Below are 24,635 nucleotides of genomic sequence, written 5' to 3' on the forward strand. Positions count from 1 at the left end.
TTGCCGGAGCCTTGGGGGAGACGGCGGACGGCCCGGGCGTCCGGTTGGACGTCCGGGCCGTCGTCGGCGCGCAGGTGCGGCGGATCAGCCGTCGCTGCGGTCGGTTCGGTCGTCGCGGTTCGACGGGCCGCCGCGCGCGGCGCCCGTGAAGGTGTCGCGGAGTTTGCCGCCGACGGTCGCCGCGCCGCCGGCCACGTCCCGGATCAGGCCCATCAGCGGGTCCTTGCTCTCCTTCACCGAGGTCGTGTAGTGGTCGGCGGCGGCCTTCCACTGCTCGCCGACCGAGGTGTCCGGGTCGTCCGAGCGGCGCGGGTAGGCGCCGGCCAGGATCGAGCGGTACTCGTCGCTCTCCGCCCACTTCTTCAGCTGGGCGACCCGCACCACCGCGAACGGGTGGCTCTGCGGCAGCAGCTGGAGCAGCTTGAGCACGCCGTCGCGCAGGTCGCCGGCCTTCTCGTACTCCTCGGCCTGCTCCAGGAAGGCGTCGACGTTCAGCTCGGCCAGGTTGTGCCCGCCGGCCAGCTTCATCAGGGCGCGCATGGACGCCTGGACGTCCTGCCCGGCGAGCAGGCCGGCCCGGTCGCTGGACAGCTCCGCCTTGCGGAACCACTCCTTGAGCGCGGTGACGATCGCCATGATCGCCAGGTTGCCGAGCGGCACCCAGGCGACCCGGGTGGCGATGTTGGTGAGGATCATCAGCATCGTCCGGTAGACCGCGTGGCCGGACATCGCGTGGCCGACCTCGTGGCCGATGACCGAGCGCAGCTCCTCCTCGTCGAGCAGGTCGACCAGGCCGCTGGTGATCACGATGATCGGGGTGTCGATGCCGATGCAGTACGCGTTGACCGTCGGGTCCTGGGTGACGTACAGGTCCGGGACCTGCTCCAGGTCGAGCACGTAGGCGGCGTCGCGCACCATGTCGTTCAGCTCGGGGAACTGGCGCTCGGAGGTCTTCACGGCGGTGGCCAGGAACATCAGTCGGATCGCACGCTCGGACACCAGGCCGGCGAGCTTCTTCAGGACCTCGTCGAAGCCGGTCAGCTTGCGCAGGGCGACCAGGGCGGAACGGTCGGCGGGGTGTTCCCAGGCGCGGGTGGAGATGTCGGGGAAGCGCTGGCGCCGACGGCTCGGGGTCTTCGCGATCGGGTCGGTCATGGTCTGAGTACCTCCTGGTCGACGGCGGCCCCGGCCCGGCGGCCGGCCCCCGCTGGTCTTCGCCTGCAACGACTGTCCTGGCAACGTCCGTGGTTGCGTACTCGTCCCCGCGGCCAGCGTACGCGCGGTCCGGGCCACGCCGCAGGGGTCGGTGGGCGGCGCCGGTGTGAGGCCGGTTTACCCTGAATGCCCTGGAGAACCGAGACCGGACCCGGCCGCGGTACCGAGCAGTTCGAGGAGCCCCGCAGATGTCCACCGACACGCTTGTCAGCCTGGCCGCGCCCATTTCGAACGAGGCCGGTCCGGGCCTGTTCCTGCGGATCATCGTGATCGCGTCGTTCGTCGGCGTCGGCCTGCTGGTGTGGATCATGGCGCGGGCCTTCCGCGGCAACTGAGCCCCGCCGCCCCGCTCCGGCTCACGCGCGGTCAGCGGCGGTGGGCCGCCGAGCGGTTGCCGGGCGACCCCCCGTACGATGACGGGTGGGCCTTCACCGGCCCGGAAGAACCCCAGGTCCGTTCACCCGAGCCGAGAAGGTCCCGCCGACCATGAACACTGCCGCCGCACTTCCCGTCCTGAACCTGCTCGCCGAGGGCGAGGGGGGCAACCACGAGAGCCTGAACCCGTACCTGACGGGCGGCGCCGCGCTGTTCATCCTGGTGCTCCTGCTCTTCGTGACCACCCGCTTCAACCGGGACCGCTGAACGGGCCCACGGCGCTGCTCGGGGAGCGTCCGGCACACCCGCCGGCCGCTCCCTCACGCGTCTGCGGACAACCCCCACCCGGGCGTTCCCGCACCGTAACGGGCGTCGCGTAAGGTGTGGCGGCATGGGAGAGCAGGCCGGGAATCCCGGCGGACCGGAACCGGTGAAGAAGCGCCTCGGGGTGATGGGCGGCACCTTCGACCCGATCCACCACGGCCACCTGGTCGCCGCCAGCGAGGTGGCGAGCGCGTTCCACCTGGACGAGGTGATCTTCGTGCCGACCGGGCAGCCGTGGCAGAAGAGCGACCGCCAGGTCACCCCGGCCGAGGACCGCTACCTGATGACGGTCATCGCCACCGCCGAGAACCCGCAGTTCTCGGTCAGCCGGATCGACATCGACCGCGAGGGCCCGACGTACACCGTCGACACCCTGCGCGACCTGCACGCCCAGCACCCGGACGCCGACCTCTTCTTCATCACCGGCGCCGACGCCCTCGCCCAGATCCTGTCCTGGCGCGACTCCGACGAGCTCTTCTCGCTCGCCCACTTCATCGGATGCACCCGCCCGGGGCACACTCTGTCGGACGCCGGGCTTCCGGTGGGCGGGGTGTCCCTGGTGGAGGTCCCCGCGCTGGCCATCTCCTCCACGGACTGCCGCAACCGGGTCGCCAAGGGCGAACCGGTCTGGTACCTCGTCCCGGACGGCGTGGTCCGTTACATCGACAAGCGGGCGCTGTACGCGCCGCACCGGACCTGATCAGGAGCGGGCGTGACTGAGCGACGCGGCGGACAGCAACAGCCGGAAGACTGGTCCACCGGGCAGTACCAGCAGCCGTACCAGGGCTACCAGCAGCAGCCCGAGCAGCTCCCGCAGCAGCAGTACGACCAGTACGGGCAGCCGGTCTACACCCAGGACCCGTACGGCGGCTACCAGGAGCAGCAGTACCAGCAGCAGCCGTACCAGGGGTACCAGCAGCCGGGGCAGCCCGGGCAGCTTCCGCAGCAGCAGTACGACCAGTACGGGCAGCCCGTGCAGGCGTACCAGCAGCAGGGAGGCTACGGCTACCAGGAGCAGGCGTACGGCTACGACGGCTACCAGCAGCATCCGTACCCGGCCGCTCCGGCGGTGGCCGAGCCCGAACCGCAGCCGGGGTCCGGGGCCGTGCCCGGGGCCGCCGCCGCGCCCGTCGCTCCGGCCGTGCCGCGCCCGCGCGTGCCCCGGCCCGCCGCCGAGGCGGCGCCGGCCAAGCCCGAGCCGCCGTCCGAACTCGTCGGCGGGGCCCGGGCCGGCAAGGCCGGCGGCAAGGGGCCCAAGGGCGACTACCCGACGGACGAGTTCACCTTCGTCGACGAGGAGGCGGAGGAGTCCGAGGACGTCATCGACTGGCTGAAGTTCGCCGAGTCCCGCAGCGAGGTGCGCGCCGAACGCCGCCGCAAGCTGCGCAACCGGCTGATCGGCCTCGGCGTGGTGGTGGCGCTCGCGGCGGCCGGCACCGGCGGCTACCTCTGGTTCACCGGCGACAAGCAGACCGCGGCGAGCGCGGCCGGTCCGCGCCAGGTCAACGTGGTGCACCTGCGCGACCTGCAGGGCAAGGTCTCCAGCGCGCTGCTGGTCAACGACTCCGCCGGGAAGAAGGGCACCGTGCTGCTGCTGCCCGACACCCTGCGGCTGCCCGGTCCCGGCGACCCGCCGGTCACCACCATCGGGCAGGCCATGGACGGCATCGGTGCCTCCGCGACCCGCGACGGCCTGTCCACCGTGCTCGGCGCCCCGGTGGCCGGCACCTGGCGGCTGGACACCCCGTACCTGGAGATGCTGGTCTCCCAGCTCGGCGGTGTCCGGGTGGACACCAACGCCGAGACCCACGAGGGTGGCAAGCCGGACGGCAAGCTGCTGTCGGCGGCGGGCAAGAACACCCTGCTCAACGGGAAGGCCGCGGTCGCGTACGCCACCCTGCAGGCGGCCGGTGAGAACCGGGACGCCCAACTGGCCCGGTTCGGACAGGTGATGGACGCGGTGGTGCGCACCATGCCGACCGAGTTCAAGGACGCCAAGGACGACGTGCACCGGATGAACGCGGTGCTCGACCCCTCGCTGCCCGAGGACGCCCTCGCCGGGGTGCTCGCCCAGCTCGCCCAGCAGGCGAAGGACGGCCACCTCGGCACCACGGCGCTGACCGTCAAGCCCGACGGCGGCCTGGACGAGGCCACGGCGGGCAAGCAGGTCAAGGACGTGCTGGGCGGCACCGTGAAGTCCGCGTCCTCCGCCGACGCCCCGGCCCGGGTCTCGCTCCAGGACGCCACCGGCAACGACCAGGCGGCGGCCGCCGCGCAGGTCCAGATCACCAACGCGGGCCTGACCTTCATCCCCGGCGGATCCAAGACCGCCGCGCAGGCCACCAGTGAGATCCGCTACACCGACGACGCCCGGCAGGCCGCGGCGAAGTCGCTGGCGATCAGCCTCGGCCTGCCGGATACGGCGGCGAAGAAGGTCGGCGACGCCCAGAACGCGGACCTGGTGGTCGTGCTCGGCAAGGACTACCAGCCGCCGAAGAACCAGTAGGCCGCGTCCTTCGGCCCGGGCGGGCGACCCGGGCGGGCGACCCTCCGGCCCGGGCGGCCCCGAAAATACGTTCCGGGGCCGCCCGGGCGGCGTGAGATCCTGGAAGGCGACCCCCGGCCAGTGCCGGGAGTCGCCCAAAGCCGCCGAGCCGGAAGAACACCGTGACCGTCACCGACCACAGCCAGCAGCTCATCACCGTCGCCGCGCAGGCGGCGGCCGACAAGCTCGCGCACAACATCATCGCCTTCGACGTCAGCGAGGTGCTGTCGATCACCGACGCCTTCCTGATCGCCTCCGCGAACAACGACCGCCAGGTCCGGTCGATCGCCGAGGAGATCGAGGACCAGCTGCGCGAGCAGCTGGACATCAAGCCGGTGCGCCGCGAGGGCGAGCGCGACGGCCGCTGGATCCTGCTCGACTACCTGGACATCGTCGTGCACGTCCAGCACGCGGAGGAGCGCTCCTTCTACTCGCTGGACCGCCTCTGGAAGGACTGCCCCGAGCTGCCGCTGCCCGAGGACGCCCTGGCCTCGCGCAACCGGCCCGACGCGTACACCGACGAGGCCGGCAACGCCGTCGCCCCGGCCGACGACTTCGGCAAGCCCGAGGACCTGCACTGAGCCGGGACGCGCGGGGGTCGCGCATCGTCTTCTGGCGACACGGCCAGACCTCCTGGAACCTGGAGTCCCGCTTCCAGGGCACCACCGACATCGAACTGACCGACCAGGGCGTCCTGCAGGCCCAGCGGGCGGCCCGGCTGCTCTCCGGCCTGCGCCCCGACCTGCTGATCTCCTCCGACCTCACGCGGGCCAGGCACACCGCCGAGGAGCTGGCCAAGGTCACCGGCCTCGACGTGCAGCACCACGAGGGCCTGCGGGAGACCTATGCGGGCTCCTGGCAGGGCCTGACCAACGCCGAGATCCGCTCCCGCTACCCGGAGGAGTACGCGGCCTGGGCAGCCGGCGAGTCGGTGCGGCGCGGCGGCGGCGAACTGGCCACCGAGGTCGCCGACCGCTCGGTGCCGGTGGTGCTGGAGGCCGTCGACAAGCTGCCGGAGGAGGGGACGCTGGTGGTGGTCAGCCACGGCGGCACCATCCGCACCATGCTCGGGCGGCTGCTGGACCTGGAACCGGCCCAGTGGGAGTGCTTCGGCGGGCTGTCCAACTGCTGCTGGTCGGTGCTCGGGCAGGGGGCGCGCGGCTGGCGCCTGCTGGAGCACAACGCGGGCACGCTCCCGCAGCCGGTCATCGGCGACGACACCTGAGCGACTGAGCGACGGGCGCGTCGCGGGGCGGGGCGGAGGGGGCCCGAACGGGCGGATTTCGCAGTTCCGGGCCTGACCAGCTAGAGTCTTCCTCGTTCGCACGGAGGGAACGCGGCCCGGAAGGGAAGCGGGAAATCCGGTGAGTGCGGGGCTGTAGCTCAGTTGGTAGAGCGCTTGCATGGCATGCAAGAGGTCCGGGGTTCAATTCCCCGTAGCTCCACTCCGCACCAGCGGTCCTGGTTCGCCAGGGTCGCGCGTGTCGCGGGGCTGTAGCTCAGTTGGTAGAGCGCTTGCATGGCATGCAAGAGGTCCGGGGTTCAATTCCCCGTAGCTCCACAACAGTCGAGAGGCCGCCACCCATCGGGTGGCGGCCTCTCGCGTTGTCGGGCCCTGCGGGCCGACCGGGCCCTTGCGGACGGGCGGGTGCTGAGGACCGGCCGGGTCCTTACGGACGGGCCGGGTGCTACGGGTGGCAGGTGTGCACCCCGCCGCCCGGCGGCAGCGAGCCCAGTTGCTCGACCCGCGCCTGGTCCTCCGGGCCGATCGGGACGTACGCCACGATGTAGCACTCGGGCACCCCCGGGATCGTCAGGTACGACGCCTTCAGGTTCAGCACACCCACCTGCGGGTGCCGGAACACCCGGAGCCACGCCTCCGGCGGCGCCACCTCCTGGCGCTCCCACAGCTCCCGGAACAGCCCGCTGCGCGCCGCCAGCCGCCGCACGTGCTCCTCCCAGGCCGGCTCGCCCACGTGCCGCCCGTACGCCGACCACAGCACCGCCACCATCCGCGGCAGCGCGTCGGCTGCGCCGGGGCCCGGGCGCTGGCCGGTGTGGCGCCCGAGGACGCGGCGGACGCCAGCGGCGTGATGGTGACGGTCATCCAGCTCGGCCAGGTGGTCGGGGTCGCGGTGCTCGGCTCGGTGTTCCTCGGCCAGGTCGACCTGCCGGCGCCGGCCGCCGACTCGGGGCACGCGCTGCTGGTCACCCTCGCGGTCAACGCCGTCGCCGTCCTGCTCGGCGCGGGCTTCGCCGCCCGTACCCGGCGGTCGGCGGGGTAGGGCCGGGTCCGGCCGGGCAGGGCCCGGGTCGGGGTGGGCCGGGGCCGGCCGGGCCGCATCGGGGGAAGCGGGTTCGCGGACCTCGGGGAACGGATTCGTGGAGCACCCCCGGGACCGTGTAAAGTAGTCGATGTCGCCGAGGGAAACCGGACGGAAACGGTCGAAAGCCCCCGGTGACATCGCAGGTCAAGGGGCTGTAGCTCAGTTGGTAGAGCGCTTGCATGGCATGCAAGAGGTCCGGGGTTCAATTCCCCGTAGCTCCACAGTAGTCGAGGGCCGCCTCCCGAAAAGGGGGGCGGCCCTTCGGCGTTCTGGTCATGCCACCGGCGGGAGAGCCGGAAAGACCGCTACCGTCGTGCCATGGCCGATCTGGAGCGAAGGCGGAACGAGGAACTGGCCCGGATACTGCACCAGCTCGGCTGGAGTCCGGAACGGCTCGCCCGCGAGGTGAGCCTCGCCCTGCCGCCGGGCCTGGCCATCAGCTCCACCGCCCCCTACAAGTGGCGCGACCGTGGCATGGTGCCGCGCAGCCCGCACGACCAGACGGTCTGCGAAGTGCTCAGCCGCACCCTCGGTATCGCCGTCACCTACGAGCAGCTCTGGGGCCGGATGGGCGGCCACCGCGGCGCCAAGATCCTCTCGCCCCGGCTTCTCACCGACCCGTGGACCGCCGACACCGCCCAGACCGCGCTGCGCGAGGCCGCCAACGACGCCGGGCCCGTCCGCCTCACCGACCTCTTCCGCGGCACCGACCTCGACCAGGTCGCCGAACGGCTCGCCTCCCCGCCGCCGCCCGTCGGAGGCGGGGAGGGCGCACTGCGCGTCGACCCCAGCCTCGTCGGCGACCTCGGCCTGTCCTACCGCAGCAAGCAGCGGCTCGAACGCTCCTGCGGCGGCGGCCTCGTCCTCGGCCCCGCCCGGGCCGAACTCGCCATGCTGGCCAAGCTGTTGGAGCTCGGCGCGTACGACGAGCGGATCGGCCGCGAGCTGTACGGCACGGCCAGCCGGCTCGCCCGACTGGCCGGCTGGGCCGCGTACGACCTCGGCCACGACGCGGCCGCCCAGCGGGCGTTCGTCGCCGCCCTGCGGGCCGCCCACGTCAGTGGCGACGCCCGGCTCGGCGTCGCCGTGCTCGGCGCCCTGGTGGTGCTCGCCACCCAGGGCACCGGCGGGCGCGGCCTGGACGCCGTCTCCGCGCTCAACACGGCCCTGGTGACGCACGGCGCCGTCCTGAGCCCTGCCGGGCGGGCCCGGCAACTCGGCCGGATCGCCCGCGCGCACGGCCGCCGGGGCGAGGCCGAGCAGGCCGAGGCCGCCGCCGCCCGGGCCTTCGCCGAACTCGACGGCGTGCCCGGCACGGCCGAGGCCCGCGCCGAACTCGCCGGGATGGTGGGGGAGGGGCGCCTGGCGCTCGGCCAGCACCGGCTGGCCAAGGCGCTGCTGGCCGAGGCCGTCGCCGGCCTGGGGGCGGGCCGGGCGCGGTCCAAGGCGCTGCTGATGGTCCGCCTCGCCGAGACCCACCGGCGCCTCGGTGACCAGCGGGAGGCCGCCCGCACCGCGGCGCTCGCCCGGGCGCTCGCGGCGGGCATGCAGTCCGAGCGGCTGGCCCGGGCACTGCGCGACTTCGACGCGGCGACGCGGGCGGCGGCGTCACCGGCGGGGCGGTGAGGCGGTGCGGCGGTGCGGCGGTGCGGCGGTGCGGCGCAGGGGTTGGGCGGGGCGGCGGGCGGTGCGGCGCGGGTGCGGGCGGTGCCGTCCGGCACCGGCGGACACCCGGGAGCGCGTTGACCTGCTTGCGGTACCCTGAGCCCATGCGAACCGTGCGCCTGCTCCTTAGCCGGCCGCGCTGACCAGGACCGGCTGCGCCCTCGGGCGGTGCCGGAGTCGGCGTGGCGTCCCCTCCTGCGAGGGGATTTTTTGTTTTCCGCCCCCGTTCACGGGCCGGCCGTGTGCGCGGTTCGCCAACTGACATCGATGGAGCTTGAAGGACCATGAGCGAGACGACCCCTGCGTCCGGCACGGCCGAGACCGCGACCGAGCCGTTCCGGTACAGCGCCGCGCTGGCGGCGGAGATCGAGTCCCGCTGGCAGGACATCTGGGAGAAGGAGGGCACGTTCAACGCCCCCAACCCCGCCGGTGCCCTGGCCGACCCGGCGGCCGGCGACGTCGCCGCGAAGCCGCACAGCTTCATCATGGACATGTTCCCGTACCCCTCGGGCGCGGGCCTGCACGTCGGCCACCCGCTGGGCTACATCGCCACCGACGTCTACGCGCGCTACCAGCGGATGACCGGCCACAACGTGCTGCACACGCTGGGCTACGACGCGTTCGGCCTGCCCGCCGAGCAGTACGCGGTGCAGACCGGCACCCACCCGCGGGTCTCCACCGAGGCCAACATCGCCAACATGCGCCAGCAACTGCGCCGGCTGGGCCTGGGTCACGACCCGCGCCGCTCGATCTCCACGATCGACCCGGACTACTACCGCTGGACCCAGTGGATCTTCCTGCAGATCTTCAACTCCTGGTACGACGAGGCCGCCGGCAAGGCCCGCCCGATCGCCGAGCTGATCGCCCGGTTCGAGTCCGGCGCGCGGCCGACCCCCGACGGGCGCCCGTGGGCCGACCTGTCCGCCGCCGAGCGCGACGAGCTGCTGGGCGAGTACCGGCTGGCCTACGCCAAGGAGGTGCCGGTCAACTGGTGCCCCGGCCTGGGCACCGTACTGGCCAACGAGGAGGTCACCGCGGACGGCCGCTCCGAGCGCGGCAACTTCCCGGTGTTCAAGTCCAACCTGCGCCAGTGGATGATGCGCATCACCGCGTACTCCGACCGTCTGATCGCCGACCTGGACCTGCTGGACTGGCCCGAGGCCATCAAGCTGCAGCAGCGCAACTGGATCGGGCGCTCCGAGGGTGCGCGGGTCGACTTCGCCGTCGGCTCCGATGAGAAGATCACCGTCTTCACCACCCGGCCCGACACCCTGTTCGGCGCCACCTACATGGTGCTGGCCCCCGAGCACGGCCTGGTCGACTCGATCGCCCCCGCCGCCTGGCCCGAGGGCGTGCCCGCCGAGTGGACCGGCGGCGCCGCCACCCCCGCCGAGGCCATCGCCGCCTACCGCGCCGCGGCCGCCGCCAAGTCGGACGTCGAGCGGCAGGTCGAGGCCAAGGTCAAGACCGGCGTCTTCACCGGCGCCTACGCGGTGAACCCGGTCAGCGGCGCGGCGGTCCCGGTGTTCATCGCCGACTACGTGCTGATGGGCTACGGCACCGGCGCCATCATGGCCGTCCCCGCCCACGACCACCGCGACTTCGCCTTCGCCCGCGCCTTCGCGCTGCCGATGCGCTGCGTCGTCGCGCCCACGGACGGGCGCGGCGAGGACCCGGCCGCCTGGGACGACGCGTTCGACACCTACGACTCCGTCATCGTCAACTCCTCCCGGGACGACCTGACGCTGGACGGCCTGAGCGTCGTCGACGCCAAGGCCCGCGTGACGGCGTGGCTGGCCGAGCGCGGTATCGGCGAGGGCACCGTCAACTACCGCCTGCGCGACTGGCTGTTCAGTCGCCAGCGGTACTGGGGCGAGCCCTTCCCGATCGTCTACGACGAGGACGGCGTCATGCACGCGCTGCCCGAGTCGATGCTGCCGGTCGAGGTCCCCGAGGTCGACGACTACTCGCCGCACACCTACGACCCGTACGACTCCACCTCCTCGCCCAAGACCCCGCTGTCGCGCAACGAGGACTGGGTCACCGTCGAGCTGGACCTGGGCGACGGCGTGCGCACCTACCGCCGCGAGACCAACACCATGCCCAACTGGGCGGGTTCGTGCTGGTACGAGCTGCGCTACGTCGACCCGTCGAACTCCTCGGCGGTCGTCGACCCGGCCAACGAGAGGTACTGGCTGGGCCCGACGGAGACCAAGCCGGCCGGCGGTGCCGACCTGTACGTCGGCGGTGCCGAGCACGCCGTGCTGCACCTGCTGTACGCGCGCTTCTGGCACAAGGTGCTGCACGACCTGGGCCACGTCTCGTCCGTCGAGCCGTTCCACAAGCTGTTCAACCAGGGCATGATCACCGCCGACGTCTACCGCGACGAGCGCGGCTTCCCGGTGCCCGCCGCCGAGGTCGAGGAGCGCGGCGGCGCGTACTTCTGGCAGGGCGAAGCGGTCAAGCGCGAGGCCGGCAAGATGGGCAAGTCCCTGAAGAACGCCGTCGCCCCCGACGACATCGCCGACGAGTACGGCGCCGACACGCTGCGCCTGTACGAGATGTCCATGGGCCCGCTGGACGTCTCCCGCCCTTGGGACACCCGCGCCGTCGTGGGCTCGTACCGCTTCCTGCAGCGGCTGTGGCGCAACATCGTCTCGGAGGCCACCGGTGACCTGGTCGTCACTGACGAGGAGCCGGACGAGGCGACGCTGCGCGCCCTGCACAAGACGATCGACGGCATCCGTGGCGACATGGCCGGGCTGCGGTTCAACACGGCCGTCGCCAAGGCGATCGAGCTGAACAACTACCTGGTCAAGCGCGGTTCGACGCCGCGCGCCGTGGCCGAGCAGCTGGTCCTGATCGTCGCGCCGCTGGCCCCGCACATCGCCGAGGAGCTGTGGCGCCGACTGGGCCACGGCGAGTCGCTGGCGCACACCGACTACCCGGTCGCCGACCCGGCGTACGTGGTGGACGAGGCGGTGACCTGCGTGGTGCAGATCAAGGGCAAGGTGAAGGCCCGGCTGGAGGTCGCGCCGACGATCTCGGACGCCGAGCTGGAGGCGTTGGCGCTGGCCGACCCGGCGGTCGTCGCGGCGATCGGTGACGCGCCGGTGCGCAAGGTGATCGCGCGGGCGCCGAAGCTGGTGAACATCGTCACCGGCTGAGGTCGGTTGACCTGAGGTCTGATGGCCGGGGCCCGTTGGTTGAGGGCTGAGGACCGGGGCCTGGTGACGGTGGGCTGTGGTGCGAGGCCTGTCGACCGGGACTGACGGGGCGGGCGTCCTTCGGGGCGCCCGCCCTTCGTCGTGCCCGCTCTTCGTCGTGCCCGCTCTTCGTCGTGCCCGTCCTTCGTCGTGCCCGTCCTTCGTCGTGCCCGGGATGGCTGGTGTCGGTTGTGCCAGGGCGGGTCGGGCCTGGTGGTGCCCAGGGGCTCGTGGACCCTCGGGGAGATCCCCGATCTGTCCCTGATCTCCGCCGCCCGGGCCCGTTCGGCCCGCCCCGGGTCCGATCCGGCGGCTACCGTGGAACCCTCGGCAGTACGGCCCGCGTTGGGTCCGGTGGGGGCCGAAACGGTGGCGGAAGGTGGCTCGCGATGGACGCGTTCGGCGTGATGATCGGCCTGGTCCTGCTCTTCGGGATCGCGGTGCTCGTGCTGGCCGTGGTCGGCACGGTCAAGGCGGCGAAGGCCGTCGCCGCGAAGATCGGGCGGCACGAGGCCAACGCCCGGCGCGTCGTGGAGAACGCCACCCTCAAGGCGAAGACCTTCACCAAGGTCGGACCGCCCGGGCAGATCGCCGCCGTCCGGCTCGGTCTGCGCACCTCACTCGACGGCACCCGGCAGGTCCTGGAGAGCGGCCTTCCCCAGGACGGTCAGCTCGGCGAGGCCCTCGCCCTGCTGACCAGGCTCGATACGCACGCCGCCGAGCTCGACGGCGAACTGCGGATGCTGGAGCGGGAGCCGGACACCGCGCGGATCGCGGCCAAGCTGCCGGAGCTGCGCGAGCGTGCCGAGCGGATCACCCACTCGGCGGAGACCATGCGCTGGGCCGCGCAGGACCGGATGCACCGGTTCGCGGACGACGAGCTGAGCCGGCTCGGCCAGGAGTGCGAGAGCGAGGCGGGGGCGCTGCGGCACTGGGACACTTCGGCGGCGTCCTCCGCTTCGTCCTCCTCGTCCTCTGCCTCCTCTTCTTCTTCCTCGTCTTCGCCGGGTGCGGAGGCGTCCTCCGGGGGCGCTGCGCGGGCCGGGTTGACGGACGGGAAGGGGCGTCCGAGTGCCGAGGAACTCCTCGGACTCGCGGACCCGCTGGCCAAGCTGGCGCAGCGGTTGCGGAAGCCGTCGGCGGGGCCCACGGCGGGCTGAGCCTGCTCGCGCCGTCTCCTCGCCGCGAACCTGCTCGCGCCGTCTCCTCGCGTCGCCTGCTCGCCGTGAACTTGCCGCGCGCTCGACCGACTGCTTGGCGGTGCGGAGCCACTTCGGTGGGGCTTCGGCGTCGCCTTTCGGGGCCCGCGGGCGGGCGCTGTCCTCACGGACGAACGGGGAGTAACCTCCGCCTCATGCCCTCCGACCTCGCACTTGTCACCGATTCCACGGCCTATCTGCCGCAGGAGGCCCTCGATCGGTACGGGATCACGGTGGTCCCGCTGAGCGTCGCGGTCGGTGACTCGGTCCTCTGCGAGGGTGTCGAGATCTCTCCCAAGGACGTCGCCGAGGCGCTGCGCGAGAAGCAGCGGGTGACGACCTCCCGGCCCAATCCCGAGACCTTCGCCGCCGCCTACCGGGGCGCCGTCGAGGCCGGGGCGAAGGGCATCGTCTCGGTGCACATCTCCGGCGAGCTGTCCGGCACGGTGGAGGCCGCCCGGCTGGCGGCCGCCGAGGCGCCCGTACCGGTACGGGTGGTGGACAGCCGGCTGGTCGGCATGGCCCTCGGATATGCGGCACTGGCGGCGGCCGAGGCGATCGCGGCCGGGCGGGACCTGGCGGAGGCGGCCGAGGCCGCCACCCGGCGGGCTGCCGTGACCAGCGGGTTCTTCTACGTCGACACCCTGGAGTACCTGCGCAGGGGCGGTCGGATCGGGGCGGCGCGGGCGCTGCTCGGGTCGGCGCTGGCGGTCAAGCCGCTGCTGCACCTGGACGGGGGGCGGATCGAGCCGTTGGAGAAGGTGCGCACCGCGTCGCGGGCGATCGCGCGCCTGGAGGAGATCGCGGTCGAGCGGTCGGGGGACGCGGAGGTCGACATCACCGTGCACCACCTGGCGGCCGAGGAACGGGCCGAGCCGCTCGCGGAGCGGCTGCGGGCGCGGGTGCCCGGCCTGCGGGAGCTGTACGTGGGCGAGGTGGGGGCGGTGATCGGCGCACACGTCGGGCCGGGGCTGCTCGCGGTGGTGGTCGCGCCGCGCTGAGGGGCTCCGGTCAACTCGGCGGTGCTCTGACTACTCGTGCGAGTGAGCTGATTCATCCACAACCCCCGGGTTATCCACAGGGTTTCGGTAACTTCTGCGCGCACTGCCGAGGACTCCTACCGTCCTCGGCATGACGAGCATGAGCCTGGGCGCGGCGAAGCGCCACGAGATCAACGAGACCGTACGGCTGCGGATGGCGGCGTTGCTGCCGGTGAACGATGGGGCTGGTGGTGGTGGTGGTGGCGGCGGAGGCGGCGGAGGAGGAGCCGGGGTCGGGCCCGGCGGGCCTGGGGGCTCCGGTGCGGTGGCGGGGGAGCCCACGGCGACCGGGCCGCCTTCGGGTGCGGCTCCGTCCGGGGCTGGGGAGTGGCCGCCTGCGCCGTTGGAGCCGTCCGGGGTGGGCGGGGTCGTGGACCCGCCGGAGCCGGTGGCCGGGGCGCGCCTCCGGTTCGGTTCGGCGATGGCGCTCGACCGGCGGGCGGTGGCCGGGCTGGCCGTCCTGCTGCTGTTCGCGGTCGGCTACGCCGTGCAGCACTTCTGGCTGGCCCGGCCGCAGGCGGTAGCCGTGCCGGCGCTGGCGTCCGCCCCGGTGTCACCGGGGCCGGCGGAGTCCGCGCCCGTGTCGGCTCCTGCCTCGGGCACGGCCTCGGCCGAGGCCGCCGATGCCGCTGCCTTCGGGGCCCAGGCGGCCGTCGTGGTCGACATCGGCGGACGGGTCCACCTCCCCGGCCTGCACACCCTGCCCGGCGGCTCGCGGGTGGCCGACGCCTTACGGGCGGCGGGCGGCCCGCTGCCGGAGACGGACACCCGGGGCCTCAACCTGGCCCGCGTACTGACGGATGGTGAGCAGATCCTGGTCGGCGAGCCGGGCTCGGCCCCCGCCCCGGGCGCCGGGGCCGGCAACGGGCCACCGGCGGCCGGCACTTCGAGGCCACCCGTCAGTCTCAACCGCGCCACCCTCGAACAGCTCGACACCCTCCCCGGAGTCGGCCCGACGCTCGCCCAGCGCATCCTCGCCTACCGCACGTCGCACGGCTCGTTCCGCACGCTCGACCAGCTCCGGCAGGTCAGCGGCATCGGCGCTCGCACGTTCGCGGAGCTCCGTCCGCTGCTCACCCTCTGACGTCCCTTCCGACTCTCTCCCGACTCTCCGCGGATCCGTTCGCCCGTCCTTCTCCCCGTGCTGTTCGTGGCCGCTTTCGTCCAGCCGTTGTGTCGTCAGCCGTCGTCGTCGTCGCCGCCGTCGCCGCCGCCCCGCCGAAGGGAGGTACCGCCATGTCCGCCACCACCGACCCGATCCTGCACACCCGTTCCACGGGTGCCGACTTTCGGCTGCTGCTTCCCGCCGTCTCGGCCTGGGTGGTGACGGCCGCGCTCCTCGACCTGGAGCCGGGGTACGACGTCCTCGCCTTCAGCCTGGCGGGTGCCGCCGCACTGGCAGCCGTCCTGCTGCTCGCCAGGCCGGCGGTCCCACGCCGTCGCGGAGCGGCGGTGACCTCGGCAGCCATCCTGCTCACCGGGGCCGCGGCCGCGATCGCCACCCCGCTGCACACCGCCGACCTGCACCGGGGGCCGCTACCGGAGCTCGCCCGCGCGGCCGAGCACGCCCCACCGCGATCCCCGGGCGAGCCCGCCCGGGTGGTGGAGGTGGAGCTGACCGTCGCCGGCGATCCGAAGTCCCACGCGGCCCGGGGCGGGACCACCGGCGGGCAGACCCTCCTCACCGTCGACGCGGTGGCCGACCGGGTCACACTCGTCCCGGACGGGCGGAGCACCAGGACCCGGACCCCGGTGACCGTCATGGTCCGGGGAGCGGAGTCCGGGCCCTGGCAGCGGCTGCTCCCGTCGGAGCGGCTGGCGGCGGAGGCCGAGGTACGGCCTGCGGGGGAGGGCCACGACACCGAGTCCGCGGCGCTGCTGGTCGTCCACGGCCAGCCCAGGCAGATCGAGCCGCCGAGCCTGCCGCAGCGTGTCGCCGGGCGGCTGCGTGCCGGGCTGCGCACGGCTGTCGACGGACTCCCGCCGGACGCGCGCGGACTGCTCCCGGGCCTGGTCGTCGGGGACACCTCTCAACTGCCCGACGACCTCGAGGACGCCTTCCGGGCCACCGACCTGGTGCACCTGGTGGCGGTCAGCGGTGCCAACCTGGCGATCGTCCTCGGCGTGCTGCTGGGTGCCCCCGGCCAGGCCGGGACCCCGGAACGGCGCGGGCTGGCCGCGGTGCTGGGGCTCTCGCTGCGCACCAGCGCCATGCTCGGGACGGCGTTGACGCTGGCCTTCGTCACCGTCTGCCGACCGGAGCCCAGTGTGCTGCGCGCGGCGGGGACGGGTCTGATCGGCATGCTCGCGCTGGCCACCGGCCGTCCCCGGCAGGCGGTGCCCGCGCTCGCCGGGACGGTCCTGGTCCTGGTCCTGCTCGACCCGTTCCTGGCGCGCTCCTTCGGATTCCTGCTCTCGGTGCTCGCCACGGCCGGGCTGCTCGTCCTCGGGCCGCACTGGGCCGAGGCGCTGCGGGCCCGGCGCTGGCCGCGCCACCTGGCGGGCGCCCTCGCGGCGACGGCCGCCGCCCAGGCGCTGTGCGCGCCGGTGACGGTGGTGCTGTCCGGGCACATCAGCCTGGTCGCGATCCCGTGCAACCTGCTGGCCGAGCTGGCGGTGGCCCCGGCGACCCTGCTCGGTTTCGGGGTGCTCGTGCTGCAGCCGCTCCTCCCGGACCTGGCCCGGCTGCTCGCGGAGCCGGCCGGAGTGCCGGTCGGCTGGCTCGCCCTGGTGGCGCGGCGCGGTGCCGAGCTGCCGGGTGGGCAACTCTCCTGGCCGGGTGGGTGGTTCGGGACGGCGACGGTTGCGCTGGTCACCCTGGCGGTCTGCTGGGCGGCGCCGCTCCTGCTGCCGCGGCGCGCGCGGCCCGGCGAGCCAGTCCGCGCCCGGCTGCGGTGGGTACGGGCGCTGGTGACGGGGGTGCTGCTCGTGGTCCTGCTGGCCGTGCTGCTGCGGCCACCGCAGCTCACCCGGATCGCCACCGGCTGGCCGCCGCCAGGGTGGCGGATGGTGATGTGCGATGTCGGCCAAGGGGACATGCTGGTCCTCGCGGCCGGTGCGCCGGACAGCGCGGTGGTGGTCGATGCGGGGCCGGATCCGAACGCCGCCGACAGGTGTCTGCGCGACCTCGGCATCACGGCGGTGCCGCTCCTGCTGCTGACGCACTTCCACGCCGATCACGTCGAGGGCGTGCCGGGGGTGTTGCGGGGGCGTCGGGTCGGTGCGGTCGAGGGCACGACCCTGGACGATCCACCGGGCGAGGCGGCCCGGGTGGCAGGTTGGGCGGCCGGCGCCGGGGTGCCGCTCCTGCGTGCTGGGCGAGGTGAACGGCGTTCGGTGGGCGCGGGGTTGTCGTGGGAGGTGGTCTGGCCCGATCCCACGGTGGCTGTTGAGGCACCCGGCGCGAACAACGCCAGCGTCGCGTTGCGGGTGTCGGTCGCGGGTGGCCTGCGGATGGCGTTGCTCGGGGACCTCGAACCGCCCGCCCAGTCGGCGCTGCTGGGCCGCTTGAGGCGGGTGGACGTCCTGAAGGTGGCGCATCACGGATCGGCGCACCAGGACTGGGACCTGACCGGCGCGTTGCGTCCCCGGTTGGCCTTGATCTCGTGCGGTGAGGGCAATGCGTACGGGCACCCGTCCGCGCGGACGGTCGACCACTTGCGCGCGTTGGGCGCGAGCGTGCTGCGCACCGACCGGGTGGGCGACATCGCCGTGACGGGCGACTCCCCGGCCACCCTCGGTGTGTCCGTGCATCCCCGGACCGCCCACGAGGTGCGCAAGCCGCGCTCCCACGGCGGGAGCGCGTCGGCCGTCGCCTCCGGCGCCGGCCGGGCCTCGTACGCCCCGCGGGCTCCGCGGGCCCCGTACGCCCCGCACGCCCCGCGGGCTCCGCCCGGATGACCCCCGCTCTCCTCCTCCCGTCCACGAAGTGGGGAAGGGAAAGGGGTTGGGGTGGGGAGGAGGAGGGAGGGGTGGGGGGGCGGGGGCGGGGGCCCGGAGAACAGTTGCGGCGCGCTCCGAGCAAGCCCGGAGCGCGCCGCGTGCGCCGCGTCGTGGCCGGGTCAGCCCTCTTCGCGCCAGCCTTCGTGGGTGGCGGCGAGGGTGTCGAGGGCGTGGAGGTGAGCCGGGGTCCAGCCGTCTTCCGGGGGTTCGACGACGACGAGCCACTGCGCGTCCTCGGCGTCGTCCTCGCCGGCGAGGGCGTCGCGGACGATTTCGAGCTCACCGAGGTCGGGGTGGGTGGCGCTGAGTTCCTCGAAGGCGTCCTCGGCGGCGTCGCGGTCGGGCAGGACGAGCAGTTGCCGGGCGTGCGGGTCGTCGACGTCCGGCAGGTCGGTGGTGTGGTTCTCGGTCACTGGGCCATTCTCCAGGTCGGGCCGGCGGACAGGTCGGCCGGGCGGGAGTGTCCGCGCCCCGTGGGATGCTGGTAGGCGATGGCCAGGAAGAGTGCACCCGACGACCTGCTCGCCCCGCTGACCCTCGCGGTCGGCCAGGAGGAGCTGCTGCTGGACCGTGCGGTCGCCCAGGTGGTGGCGGCGGCGAAGGCGGCGGATCCGGACACCGACGTGCGTGATCTGCCGCCCGGCGGCCTGCAGCCGGGGAGTCTGGCTGAGCTGACCACGCCGTCGCTGTTCGCCGAACGCAAGGTGATCGTGGTCCGGGCCGCGCAGGACCTCTCCGCCGAGTCGGTGAAGGAGGTCAAGGCGTACATCGAGGCGCCCGCCGACGAGGTGATCATGGTGCTGGTCCACGCGGGCGGCGCCAAGGGCAAGGGCCTGCTGGACGCCGGGCGCAAGGCGGGCGGTCGCGAGGTGGCCTGCGCGAAGCTGGCCAAGGCGAGTGAGCGGCTGGCCTTCGTCCGGGGCGAGTTCCGTACGCTGGGCCGCTCGGCCACGCCGGAGGCCTGCCAGGCCCTGCTGGACTCGCTCGGCAGCGACCTGCGGGAGCTGGCGGCCGCGTGCAGCCAGCTGACCTCGGATGTCGAGGGCGCGATCGACGAGACGGTGGTGGCCCGCTACTACAGCGGCCGGGCCGAGGCGACGGGCTTCGAGGTGGCCGACCTGGCCGTCACCGGCCGGGCGGCGGAGGCGCTGGAGCGGCTGCGCTGGGCGCTGGCCGTGGGGCAGCCGCCGACGGGCATCACCTACGCGCTGGCCTCCGGGGTGCGCAGCATCGGGCGGTTGGCGACCACCGGGCGGAACATGCGCCCGGCCGATCTGGCCCGCGAGTTGGGCATGCCGCCGTGGAAGGTCGAGCGGGTCCGCCAGCAGATGCGCGGCTGGACGGGCGACGGGGTGGCCACCGCGCTGACCGCGATCGCCCAGGCCGACGCGGCGGTGAAGGGCGGCTCGGACGATCCGGCCTTCGCGCTGGAGCGCGCAGTGGTGGCCGTCGCCCGGGCTGCCCGGGCAGGGTCCCGCCCCACCTACTGACCGGCCCCGGCACGGAAGACCCGGCTCCGTAAGACCCGGCACGTAAGACCCGGCACGTAAGACCCGGCCCTATGGCCCGGCTCCTGCTACCGGACTACTTGCGCATCGCGCGGACGGCGTCCCAGCCGTCGGACTGCAGGGCCGTGCGGAGCTCCTCCTTGGACGGCACCTTGGTCTTTCCCTCGGTGTAGCTGGCGGACCAGGAGATGTAGTACGTCATCCCGCCGTCGCGGACGTCGAGTTCGGCGCTGACGCTGTGCCAGGTCTTGTCCGAGGCGCCCGGGTCGTCCTTGTAGAGGAAGTACGCCTCCTCGCCGAGCCCCGGCACGTCGGTGACCTGGTAGTCGCGCGCCCGGTAGACCTCCTTGGCGGCCGCGAACTCGGGTGCGGGGTTGACCGCCTTGTGCAGGTCGGCGCGCAGGTAGGCGGAGGCGTACTCGCTGTCGGAAGTGCCGGCGCCGCTGCGCTTGAGCGACATCGAGCAGTTCATGCTGTCCAGCGCCGGGTGCCGGTCGCTGTGGTGGGTCGGCGCGCTGGAGTCGGAGACGCTGTACAGCCGGAGGAGCGAGGAGGGCCTTCCCGTGGTGCAGAAGTCGTCCGAGAGGCGGTAGGCGCCCAGGGGCCGTGGCGAGGCGTCGGTGCTGACCAGGTCGGGTACGACGAGCACGGCGGTCGCCCAGCCGGCCGAGGCGAGCAGCGCGCCGACGAAGGCCCAGACGGCATTGCGGCGCAGGTTGCCGCCGGACCGTCGCGCTCCACCGCCTGCCGGCACGGGAGGCATCCCCGGTGCGGTGGGCAGCCCGGGCGGCGGCCCGAAGCCCTGGACCGGCACTCCCGGCGCTCCCGACGCTCCTGCCCCCGGCGCCTGCTGCGGAAAGCCGTAGCCCGGCCCGTTCGGCGCCACCGGCTGCGGCTGCGGCTGCGGTGGTGGTGACGGTGGTGGCGTCGTCATGGAGCTCCCCCTCGGGCCCGGCGCCGAGGTGCTCCCCGCACCTCGATCGCGCGTGACCGACCATAGCGTCGGACCGCGGAACGCGACAGGCGCCGCAGTGGGCCTCTGGGGAAGAGGCCGACTACGGCGCCTGTCGTACTGCTTCGTGCACCGCACCCGCGTGGCGAACGCAGGCCGCGTACGGTGCGAGTCTCGCGCACCTCAGGAGTCCGGGTAGAGGGCCGGGTCCGTCCCGAGGTGGTGGGGGCCGTGGCCCCCGGGGCGTCAGGCCTGGGCGGCCGCGTTGACGCGCTTGGTGATGGCCGACTTCTTGTTGGCGGCCTGGTTGGCGTGGATGACGCCCTTGCTCACGGCCTTGTCCAGCGCCTTGGAAGCGGCGCGGGCCAGCACGGTGGCCTTCTCGGTCTCGCCGGCGGCAGCGGCCTCACGGGCCTTGCGCAGAGCGGTCTTCAGCGAGGACTTGACGGCCTTGTTGCGCAGGCGCGCCTTCTCGTTGGTCTTGTTGCGCTTGATCTGGGACTTGATGTTCGCCACGAAGGAGCCTCAGTCTTGTCTAAAGGATTGAACGGGCTGCACCGCGCGGCCGCCGGTCGTGCTGAGAGGGCATGCCGAGGCCAGGTGCAGCAGCCCACGCTACCAGGGGCCCGCCACCCGTCCCAAACCGGCCGACGCTCCCGGATCGGCCGATGCGCCCGAACCGCCCGCCCGACCCCGCCGCACCGGCCCCGCAGCGCCCGGCTACGCCCTGAGCACCGGCTCCCCGTAGTGCTCGACCTCCGGGAACGGCTGGTAGTACCGGTGCAGCAGGTCCCGCCACTGCTGGTACTCGGCCGAGCCGCGGAACCCCTCGGTGTGGTCCGCGAGCGTCTCCCACTCCACCTGGAGGAGGAACCGCGAGCCGCGCCCCTCGTCGAGGCAGCGCCGCAGTTCCAGGGAGCGGAAGCCGCGCTGGACGGCGATCAGTGGGCGGGCCTCGGCGAAGGCGGCGAGGAACTCGTCCTCCTGGCCGGGCAGGACGTCGAGCAGGGCGCTTTCCAGGATCATGGGGAGCCATCCTGCCGCCCGGCTCGGAGCGGGAGAAGCCCTGGGTGGGACCGGACCGCGGGACCGGGCCGCGGGACCGGGCCGCGGGACCGGGCCGCGATCCGCCTCGCCAACCGAACCGGGGGCCGAACGACGGACCGAACGCAGTCCGGTTCGTGGTCGTGGGAAGATGGGAGGAACTATTTCGATCGGACGAGACTGTCCGGTCCCCGGGAAACCGGTCAGCGATGACCAGGACACCCCCGGCCCCGGACCAACGGAGAATCGGACCAAGGTGCCCGCGACCCCCAGCAATGTGCCAGAGCCCAGCCGTACCGACCCGGCGCTGATCCGCAACTTCTGCATCATCGCCCACATCGACCACGGCAAGTCGACGCTCGCAGACCGGATGCTGCAGATCACCGGCGTCGTCGACCCGCGGCAGATGCGTGCCCAGTACCTCGACCGCATGGACATCGAGCGCGAGCGCGGCATCACCATCAAGTCGCAGGCGGTCCGGCTCCCGTGGGCGCCGAAGACCGGGCCGGACGCCGGGACGACGCACATCCTCAACATGATCGACACCCCCGGCCACGTGGACTTCACGTACGAGGTGTCCCGCTCCCTCGCGGCCTGCGAGGGCACCATCCTGGTGGTCGACGCGGCCCAGGGCATCGAGGCGCAGACCCTCGCCAACCTGTACCTGGCGCTGGAGAACGACCTCACGATCGTTCCGGTGCTCAACAAGATCGACCTGCCGGCCGCCCAGCCGGAGAAGTACGCCGCGGAGATCGCGCACATCATCGGCTGCGACCCCTCGGACGTGCTCCAGGTCAGCGCCAAGACCGGTCTGGGCGTCGAGGCCCTGCTGGACCACATCGTCAACACCATCCCGGCCCCGGTCGGCGTCAAGGACGCCCCGGCCCGCGCGATGATCTTCGACTCGGTGTACGACTCCTACCGCGGCGTGGTCACCTACGTGCGTGTCGTGGACGGCCAGCTCACCAAGCGCGAGCGGATCGCCATGATGTCCACCGGCGCCACCCACGAGCTGCTGGAGATCGGCGTCATCTCGCCCGAGCCGAAGGTCGCCGACGGCCTCGGCGTCGGCGAGGTGGGCTACATCATCACCGGTGTGAAGGACGTCCGGCAGTCCAAGGTCGGTGACACCATCACCTCGATGCACAAGGGTGCGACCGAGGCGCTCGGCGGCTACAAGGACCCGCGCCCGATGGTGTTCTCCGGCCTGTACCCGCTGGACGGCTCGGACTACCCGCTGCTGCGCGACGCCCTGGACAAGCTGCGGCTCAACGACGCCGCGCTGGTGTACGAGCCGGAGACCTCGGTCGCGCTCGGCTTCGGCTACCGCTGCGGCTTCCTCGGCCTGCTGCACCTGGAGATCATCCGGGAGCGCCTGGAGCGCGAGTTCAACCTCGACCTGATCTCCACCGCCCCGAACGTGGTCTACCGGGTGATCATGGAGGACGGCACCGAGCACACCGTCACCAACCCGAGCGAGTTCCCGACCGGCAAGATCGCCGAGGTGTACGAGCCGGTCGTGCGCGGCACCATCCTGGCGCCCAACGAGTTCGTCGGCGCGATCATGGAGCTCTGCCAGTCCCGCCGCGGCAACCTGCAGGGCATGGACTACCTCTCCGAGGACCGCGTCGAGCTGCGCTACACCCTGCCGCTCGCCGAGATCGTCTTCGACTTCTTCGACCAGCTGAAGTCCAAGACCCGCGGCTACGCCTCGCTCGACTACGAGCCCATCGGCGAGCAGAGCGCCCAGCTGGTGAAGGTCGACATCCTGCTGCACGGCGACGCGGTGGACGCCTTCTCCGCGATCGTGCACAAGGACAAGGCCTACGGCTACGGCGTGATGATGGCGGGCAAGCTGCAGAAGCTGATCCCGCGCCAGCAGTTCGAGGTGCCGATCCAGGCGGCCATCGGTTCCCGGGTGATCGCCCGTGAGACGGTCCGCGCGATCCGCAAGGACGTCCTCGCCAAGTGCTACGGCGGTGACATCTCGCGTAAGCGCAAGCTGCTGGAGAAGCAGAAGGAAGGCAAGAAGCGGATGAAGATGGTCGGCCGCGTGGAGGTCCCGCAGGAGGCCTTCATCGCCGCGCTGTCCACCGACGCCGAGGCGCCGAAGGACAAGAAGTAGCGGTCTGAACGGAAGGGCCCGGGCGTCGTCCGTCCGGGCCCTTCCGCATGCCCGGGGGGGGGGCTATTTCAGCGTGCTGAGCACCCCGGTGACGATCGCCGCCTTGGCCAGCCGCCCCGCCGTGCCGGTGAGCACGGTGGGCCGCATCGAGTCGTCCCCGTGGACGAGTTGGAGCAGCCCGTCCCGCCGGCCGAGGCTCAGGCACTGCACGACGTACCTGTACGTGAACGGCTTCGCGGTGCGCCCGTCGAGCAGCTTGCCGAGGTACTGGCCCTGCGGCAGGGCGGTGGCGCAGCCCATCCTCAGGGTGCCGGTGCCGGGGACGGTCACCGCGGCGGCGTCGCCGATCACGTGGACGTCCGGGTGGGAGACGGAGCGGAGGAGGTCGTCGACCAGGGCCCGGCCGCGGTCGTCGACGGCCAGTCCGGCCTCGGCGGCCAGCGGGTGCGGCTCCATCGAGGCGGCCCAGACGGTGACGTCGGCGTCGATCGGGCCGGCGGTGGTGCGCAGCCCGGCGGGGGTGACCTCGGCGACGGTGGCGTCCTCGTGGACGGTGACGCCGAGTCGGTCCATGACCTGCCGGATGTGGGTGCGGGCCCGGGCCGAGAACCACCCGCCGACCTGGCCGGCCGCGACGATCCGTACCCGCCACCGGGGGTGGGCCTCGGCGAGTTCGGTGGCCAGCTCGATGCCGGTGGCGCCGCCGCCGACCACGGCCAGCGTGCCGGGGCGGTCGGCCTCGTGCAGCCGGCGGTGCAGTTCGGCGGCCCGCTCCGCCGGGTAGGCGTGCTCGGCGGCGCCGGGGACGTCGTGCCAGGCGGTGCGGCTGCCGAGGGCGTTGACCAGGGTGTCGTAGCCGAGGGAGGTGCCGTCGTCGAGCAGAACCTTGCGCCCGGCCAGGTCGAGTTCGACGGCCCTGGCCCGCCGGTGCTCGATCCGGCGGCCGCGCGCCAGCTCGCCGATGGCCGGCCAGTCGCGTCCGTGACCGGCAGCCGTCTCGTGCTGGCGGACACGGTGCAGGAGTCGCGCCTCGGGTGCGACCAGGGTGACGGGGCGGTGCCGTCCGGCGCCCTTGGCCGCGCTGAGTCCGGCGTAGCCGGCGCCCAGGACGACGATCCGCTGCTCGGTGCTGGTGTCGGTGCTGTTGCTCATCTCGTCCGCCTCCTCG

At 73.1% G+C, this 24,635-nt stretch carries 22 protein-coding genes and 3 tRNA genes; 18 read left to right on the forward strand and 7 right to left on the reverse strand.

From position 1 onward, the window contains the following. Nucleotides 1-84 precede the first annotated feature (84 nt). The gene (locus ACIO5E_RS00390) at nucleotides 85-1,155 is read right to left on the reverse strand and encodes a M48 family metallopeptidase (RefSeq protein WP_400661753.1); all 1,071 of its coding nucleotides are present in this window, start codon (nucleotides 1,153-1,155) and stop codon (nucleotides 85-87) included. A 248-nt stretch (nucleotides 1,156-1,403) separates the two neighbouring features. Here ACIO5E_RS00390 and ACIO5E_RS00395 point away from each other — a divergent pair, with 248 nt between their 5' ends. The 8 genes from ACIO5E_RS00395 to ACIO5E_RS00430 all read left to right on the forward strand — a co-directional run bounded on the left by ACIO5E_RS00395 (nucleotide 1,404) and on the right by ACIO5E_RS00430 (nucleotide 6,020). After that, entirely contained in the window at nucleotides 1,404-1,550 is a 147-nt protein-coding gene (locus ACIO5E_RS00395) for a hypothetical protein (RefSeq protein WP_400661755.1), read from the forward strand. Nucleotides 1,551-1,701: 151 nt separating this feature from the next. Next, the gene (locus ACIO5E_RS00400) at nucleotides 1,702-1,857 is read left to right on the forward strand and encodes a hypothetical protein (RefSeq protein WP_280677064.1); all 156 of its coding nucleotides are present in this window, start codon (nucleotides 1,702-1,704) and stop codon (nucleotides 1,855-1,857) included. 124 nt (nucleotides 1,858-1,981) lie between these two features. Beyond that, nucleotides 1,982-2,614 (forward strand): nicotinate-nucleotide adenylyltransferase, encoded by a 633-nt coding sequence (nadD, locus tag ACIO5E_RS00405; protein ID WP_400661758.1) that lies wholly within the window; start codon nucleotides 1,982-1,984, stop codon nucleotides 2,612-2,614. Between the two features lie 12 nt (nucleotides 2,615-2,626). Then, on the forward strand, nucleotides 2,627-4,420 hold the full coding sequence (locus ACIO5E_RS00410) for an LCP family protein (RefSeq protein WP_400661760.1): 1,794 nt from the start codon (nucleotides 2,627-2,629) through the stop codon (nucleotides 4,418-4,420). 161 nt (nucleotides 4,421-4,581) lie between these two features. Beyond that, entirely contained in the window at nucleotides 4,582-5,040 is a 459-nt protein-coding gene (gene rsfS / locus ACIO5E_RS00415) for a ribosome silencing factor (RefSeq protein WP_400661762.1), read from the forward strand. Further along, nucleotides 5,037-5,684: a histidine phosphatase family protein gene (locus ACIO5E_RS00420; protein ID WP_400663360.1), complete on the forward strand. Its 648-nt coding sequence runs from the start codon at nucleotides 5,037-5,039 to the stop codon at nucleotides 5,682-5,684. Before rsfS ends, ACIO5E_RS00420 begins: the two co-directional genes overlap by 4 nt. Nucleotides 5,685-5,831: 147 nt before the next feature. Beyond that, nucleotides 5,832-5,904 (forward strand) — tRNA-Ala (locus ACIO5E_RS00425). Between the two features lie 43 nt (nucleotides 5,905-5,947). Next, a tRNA-Ala gene (locus ACIO5E_RS00430) sits at nucleotides 5,948-6,020 on the forward strand. Nucleotides 6,021-6,147: 127 nt separating this feature from the next. Here the strand turns inward: ACIO5E_RS00430 and ACIO5E_RS00435 are convergent. Further along, nucleotides 6,148-6,621 carry a hypothetical protein gene (locus ACIO5E_RS00435; RefSeq protein WP_400663362.1) on the reverse strand — a complete coding sequence of 158 codons (474 nt, stop codon included), beginning with the start codon at nucleotides 6,619-6,621 and terminating at the stop codon, nucleotides 6,148-6,150. Between ACIO5E_RS00435 and ACIO5E_RS00440 the strand changes: the two genes are divergently transcribed. From ACIO5E_RS00440 to ACIO5E_RS00475, 8 genes are all read left to right on the forward strand, one after another. Continuing rightward, the gene (locus tag ACIO5E_RS00440) at nucleotides 6,517-6,744 is read left to right on the forward strand and encodes a hypothetical protein (protein ID WP_400663456.1); all 228 of its coding nucleotides are present in this window, start codon (nucleotides 6,517-6,519) and stop codon (nucleotides 6,742-6,744) included. The two genes, ACIO5E_RS00435 and ACIO5E_RS00440, sit on opposite strands and share 105 nt — an antisense overlap. A 190-nt stretch (nucleotides 6,745-6,934) precedes the next feature. Further along, nucleotides 6,935-7,007, forward strand: a tRNA-Ala gene (locus ACIO5E_RS00445). Between the two features lie 97 nt (nucleotides 7,008-7,104). Further along, nucleotides 7,105-8,412, forward strand: a complete 1,308-nt coding sequence (locus ACIO5E_RS00450; protein WP_400661764.1) for a hypothetical protein — start codon at nucleotides 7,105-7,107, stop codon at nucleotides 8,410-8,412. A 323-nt stretch (nucleotides 8,413-8,735) separates the two neighbouring features. Continuing rightward, the gene (gene leuS, locus ACIO5E_RS00455) at nucleotides 8,736-11,618 is read left to right on the forward strand and encodes a leucine--tRNA ligase (RefSeq protein ID WP_400661767.1); all 2,883 of its coding nucleotides are present in this window, start codon (nucleotides 8,736-8,738) and stop codon (nucleotides 11,616-11,618) included. A gap of 428 nt (nucleotides 11,619-12,046) precedes the next feature. Continuing rightward, nucleotides 12,047-12,817, forward strand: a complete 771-nt coding sequence (locus ACIO5E_RS00460; RefSeq protein WP_400661770.1) for a hypothetical protein — start codon at nucleotides 12,047-12,049, stop codon at nucleotides 12,815-12,817. A 194-nt stretch (nucleotides 12,818-13,011) separates the two neighbouring features. Next, nucleotides 13,012-13,857 (forward strand): DegV family protein, encoded by an 846-nt coding sequence (locus ACIO5E_RS00465; RefSeq protein WP_400661772.1) that lies wholly within the window; start codon nucleotides 13,012-13,014, stop codon nucleotides 13,855-13,857. A gap of 130 nt (nucleotides 13,858-13,987) precedes the next feature. Continuing rightward, the gene (locus ACIO5E_RS00470) at nucleotides 13,988-14,980 is read left to right on the forward strand and encodes a helix-hairpin-helix domain-containing protein (RefSeq protein WP_400661774.1); all 993 of its coding nucleotides are present in this window, start codon (nucleotides 13,988-13,990) and stop codon (nucleotides 14,978-14,980) included. 152 nt (nucleotides 14,981-15,132) lie between these two features. Then, nucleotides 15,133-17,796: a ComEC/Rec2 family competence protein gene (locus ACIO5E_RS00475; protein WP_400661776.1), complete on the forward strand. Its 2,664-nt coding sequence runs from the start codon at nucleotides 15,133-15,135 to the stop codon at nucleotides 17,794-17,796. 161 nt (nucleotides 17,797-17,957) lie between these two features. Here the strand turns inward: ACIO5E_RS00475 and ACIO5E_RS00480 are convergent, their stop codons facing one another. Beyond that, nucleotides 17,958-18,251: a hypothetical protein gene (locus tag ACIO5E_RS00480; RefSeq protein ID WP_400661778.1), complete on the reverse strand. Its 294-nt coding sequence runs from the start codon at nucleotides 18,249-18,251 to the stop codon at nucleotides 17,958-17,960. Nucleotides 18,252-18,329: 78 nt separating this feature from the next. On the opposite strand from ACIO5E_RS00480, the gene holA reads away from it, so the two are divergent. Next, nucleotides 18,330-19,328, forward strand: coding sequence for a DNA polymerase III subunit delta (gene holA, locus ACIO5E_RS00485; protein WP_400661781.1), 999 nt, complete (start codon nucleotides 18,330-18,332; stop codon nucleotides 19,326-19,328). A gap of 94 nt (nucleotides 19,329-19,422) precedes the next feature. Here the strand turns inward: holA and ACIO5E_RS00490 are convergent, their stop codons facing one another. The 3 genes from ACIO5E_RS00490 to ACIO5E_RS00500 form a co-directional block, all read right to left on the reverse strand. Beyond that, a complete protein-coding gene (locus tag ACIO5E_RS00490; protein ID WP_400661784.1) occupies nucleotides 19,423-20,100 on the reverse strand; it encodes a hypothetical protein in 678 nt (225 codons plus the stop codon). 444 nt (nucleotides 20,101-20,544) lie between these two features. Continuing rightward, entirely contained in the window at nucleotides 20,545-20,814 is a 270-nt protein-coding gene (rpsT, locus tag ACIO5E_RS00495; protein ID WP_270147017.1) for a 30S ribosomal protein S20, read from the reverse strand. A 204-nt stretch (nucleotides 20,815-21,018) separates the two neighbouring features. After that, nucleotides 21,019-21,324 carry an antibiotic biosynthesis monooxygenase gene (locus ACIO5E_RS00500; protein WP_280677036.1) on the reverse strand — a complete coding sequence of 102 codons (306 nt, stop codon included), beginning with the start codon at nucleotides 21,322-21,324 and terminating at the stop codon, nucleotides 21,019-21,021. Between the two features lie 274 nt (nucleotides 21,325-21,598). Between ACIO5E_RS00500 and lepA the strand changes: the two genes are divergently transcribed. Next, the gene (lepA, locus tag ACIO5E_RS00505; RefSeq protein ID WP_280677034.1) at nucleotides 21,599-23,467 is read left to right on the forward strand and encodes a translation elongation factor 4; all 1,869 of its coding nucleotides are present in this window, start codon (nucleotides 21,599-21,601) and stop codon (nucleotides 23,465-23,467) included. Nucleotides 23,468-23,530: 63 nt separating this feature from the next. Here lepA and ACIO5E_RS00510 read toward each other — a convergent pair whose 3' ends face one another. Further along, nucleotides 23,531-24,619, reverse strand: coding sequence for an NAD(P)/FAD-dependent oxidoreductase (locus ACIO5E_RS00510; protein WP_400661789.1), 1,089 nt, complete (start codon nucleotides 24,617-24,619; stop codon nucleotides 23,531-23,533). Nucleotides 24,620-24,635: the final 16 nt, after the last annotated feature.

The sequence above is a fragment of the Kitasatospora sp. NPDC087314 genome, assembly GCF_044744365.1.
In the GTDB taxonomy this organism is placed as follows: domain Bacteria; phylum Actinomycetota; class Actinomycetes; order Streptomycetales; family Streptomycetaceae; genus Kitasatospora.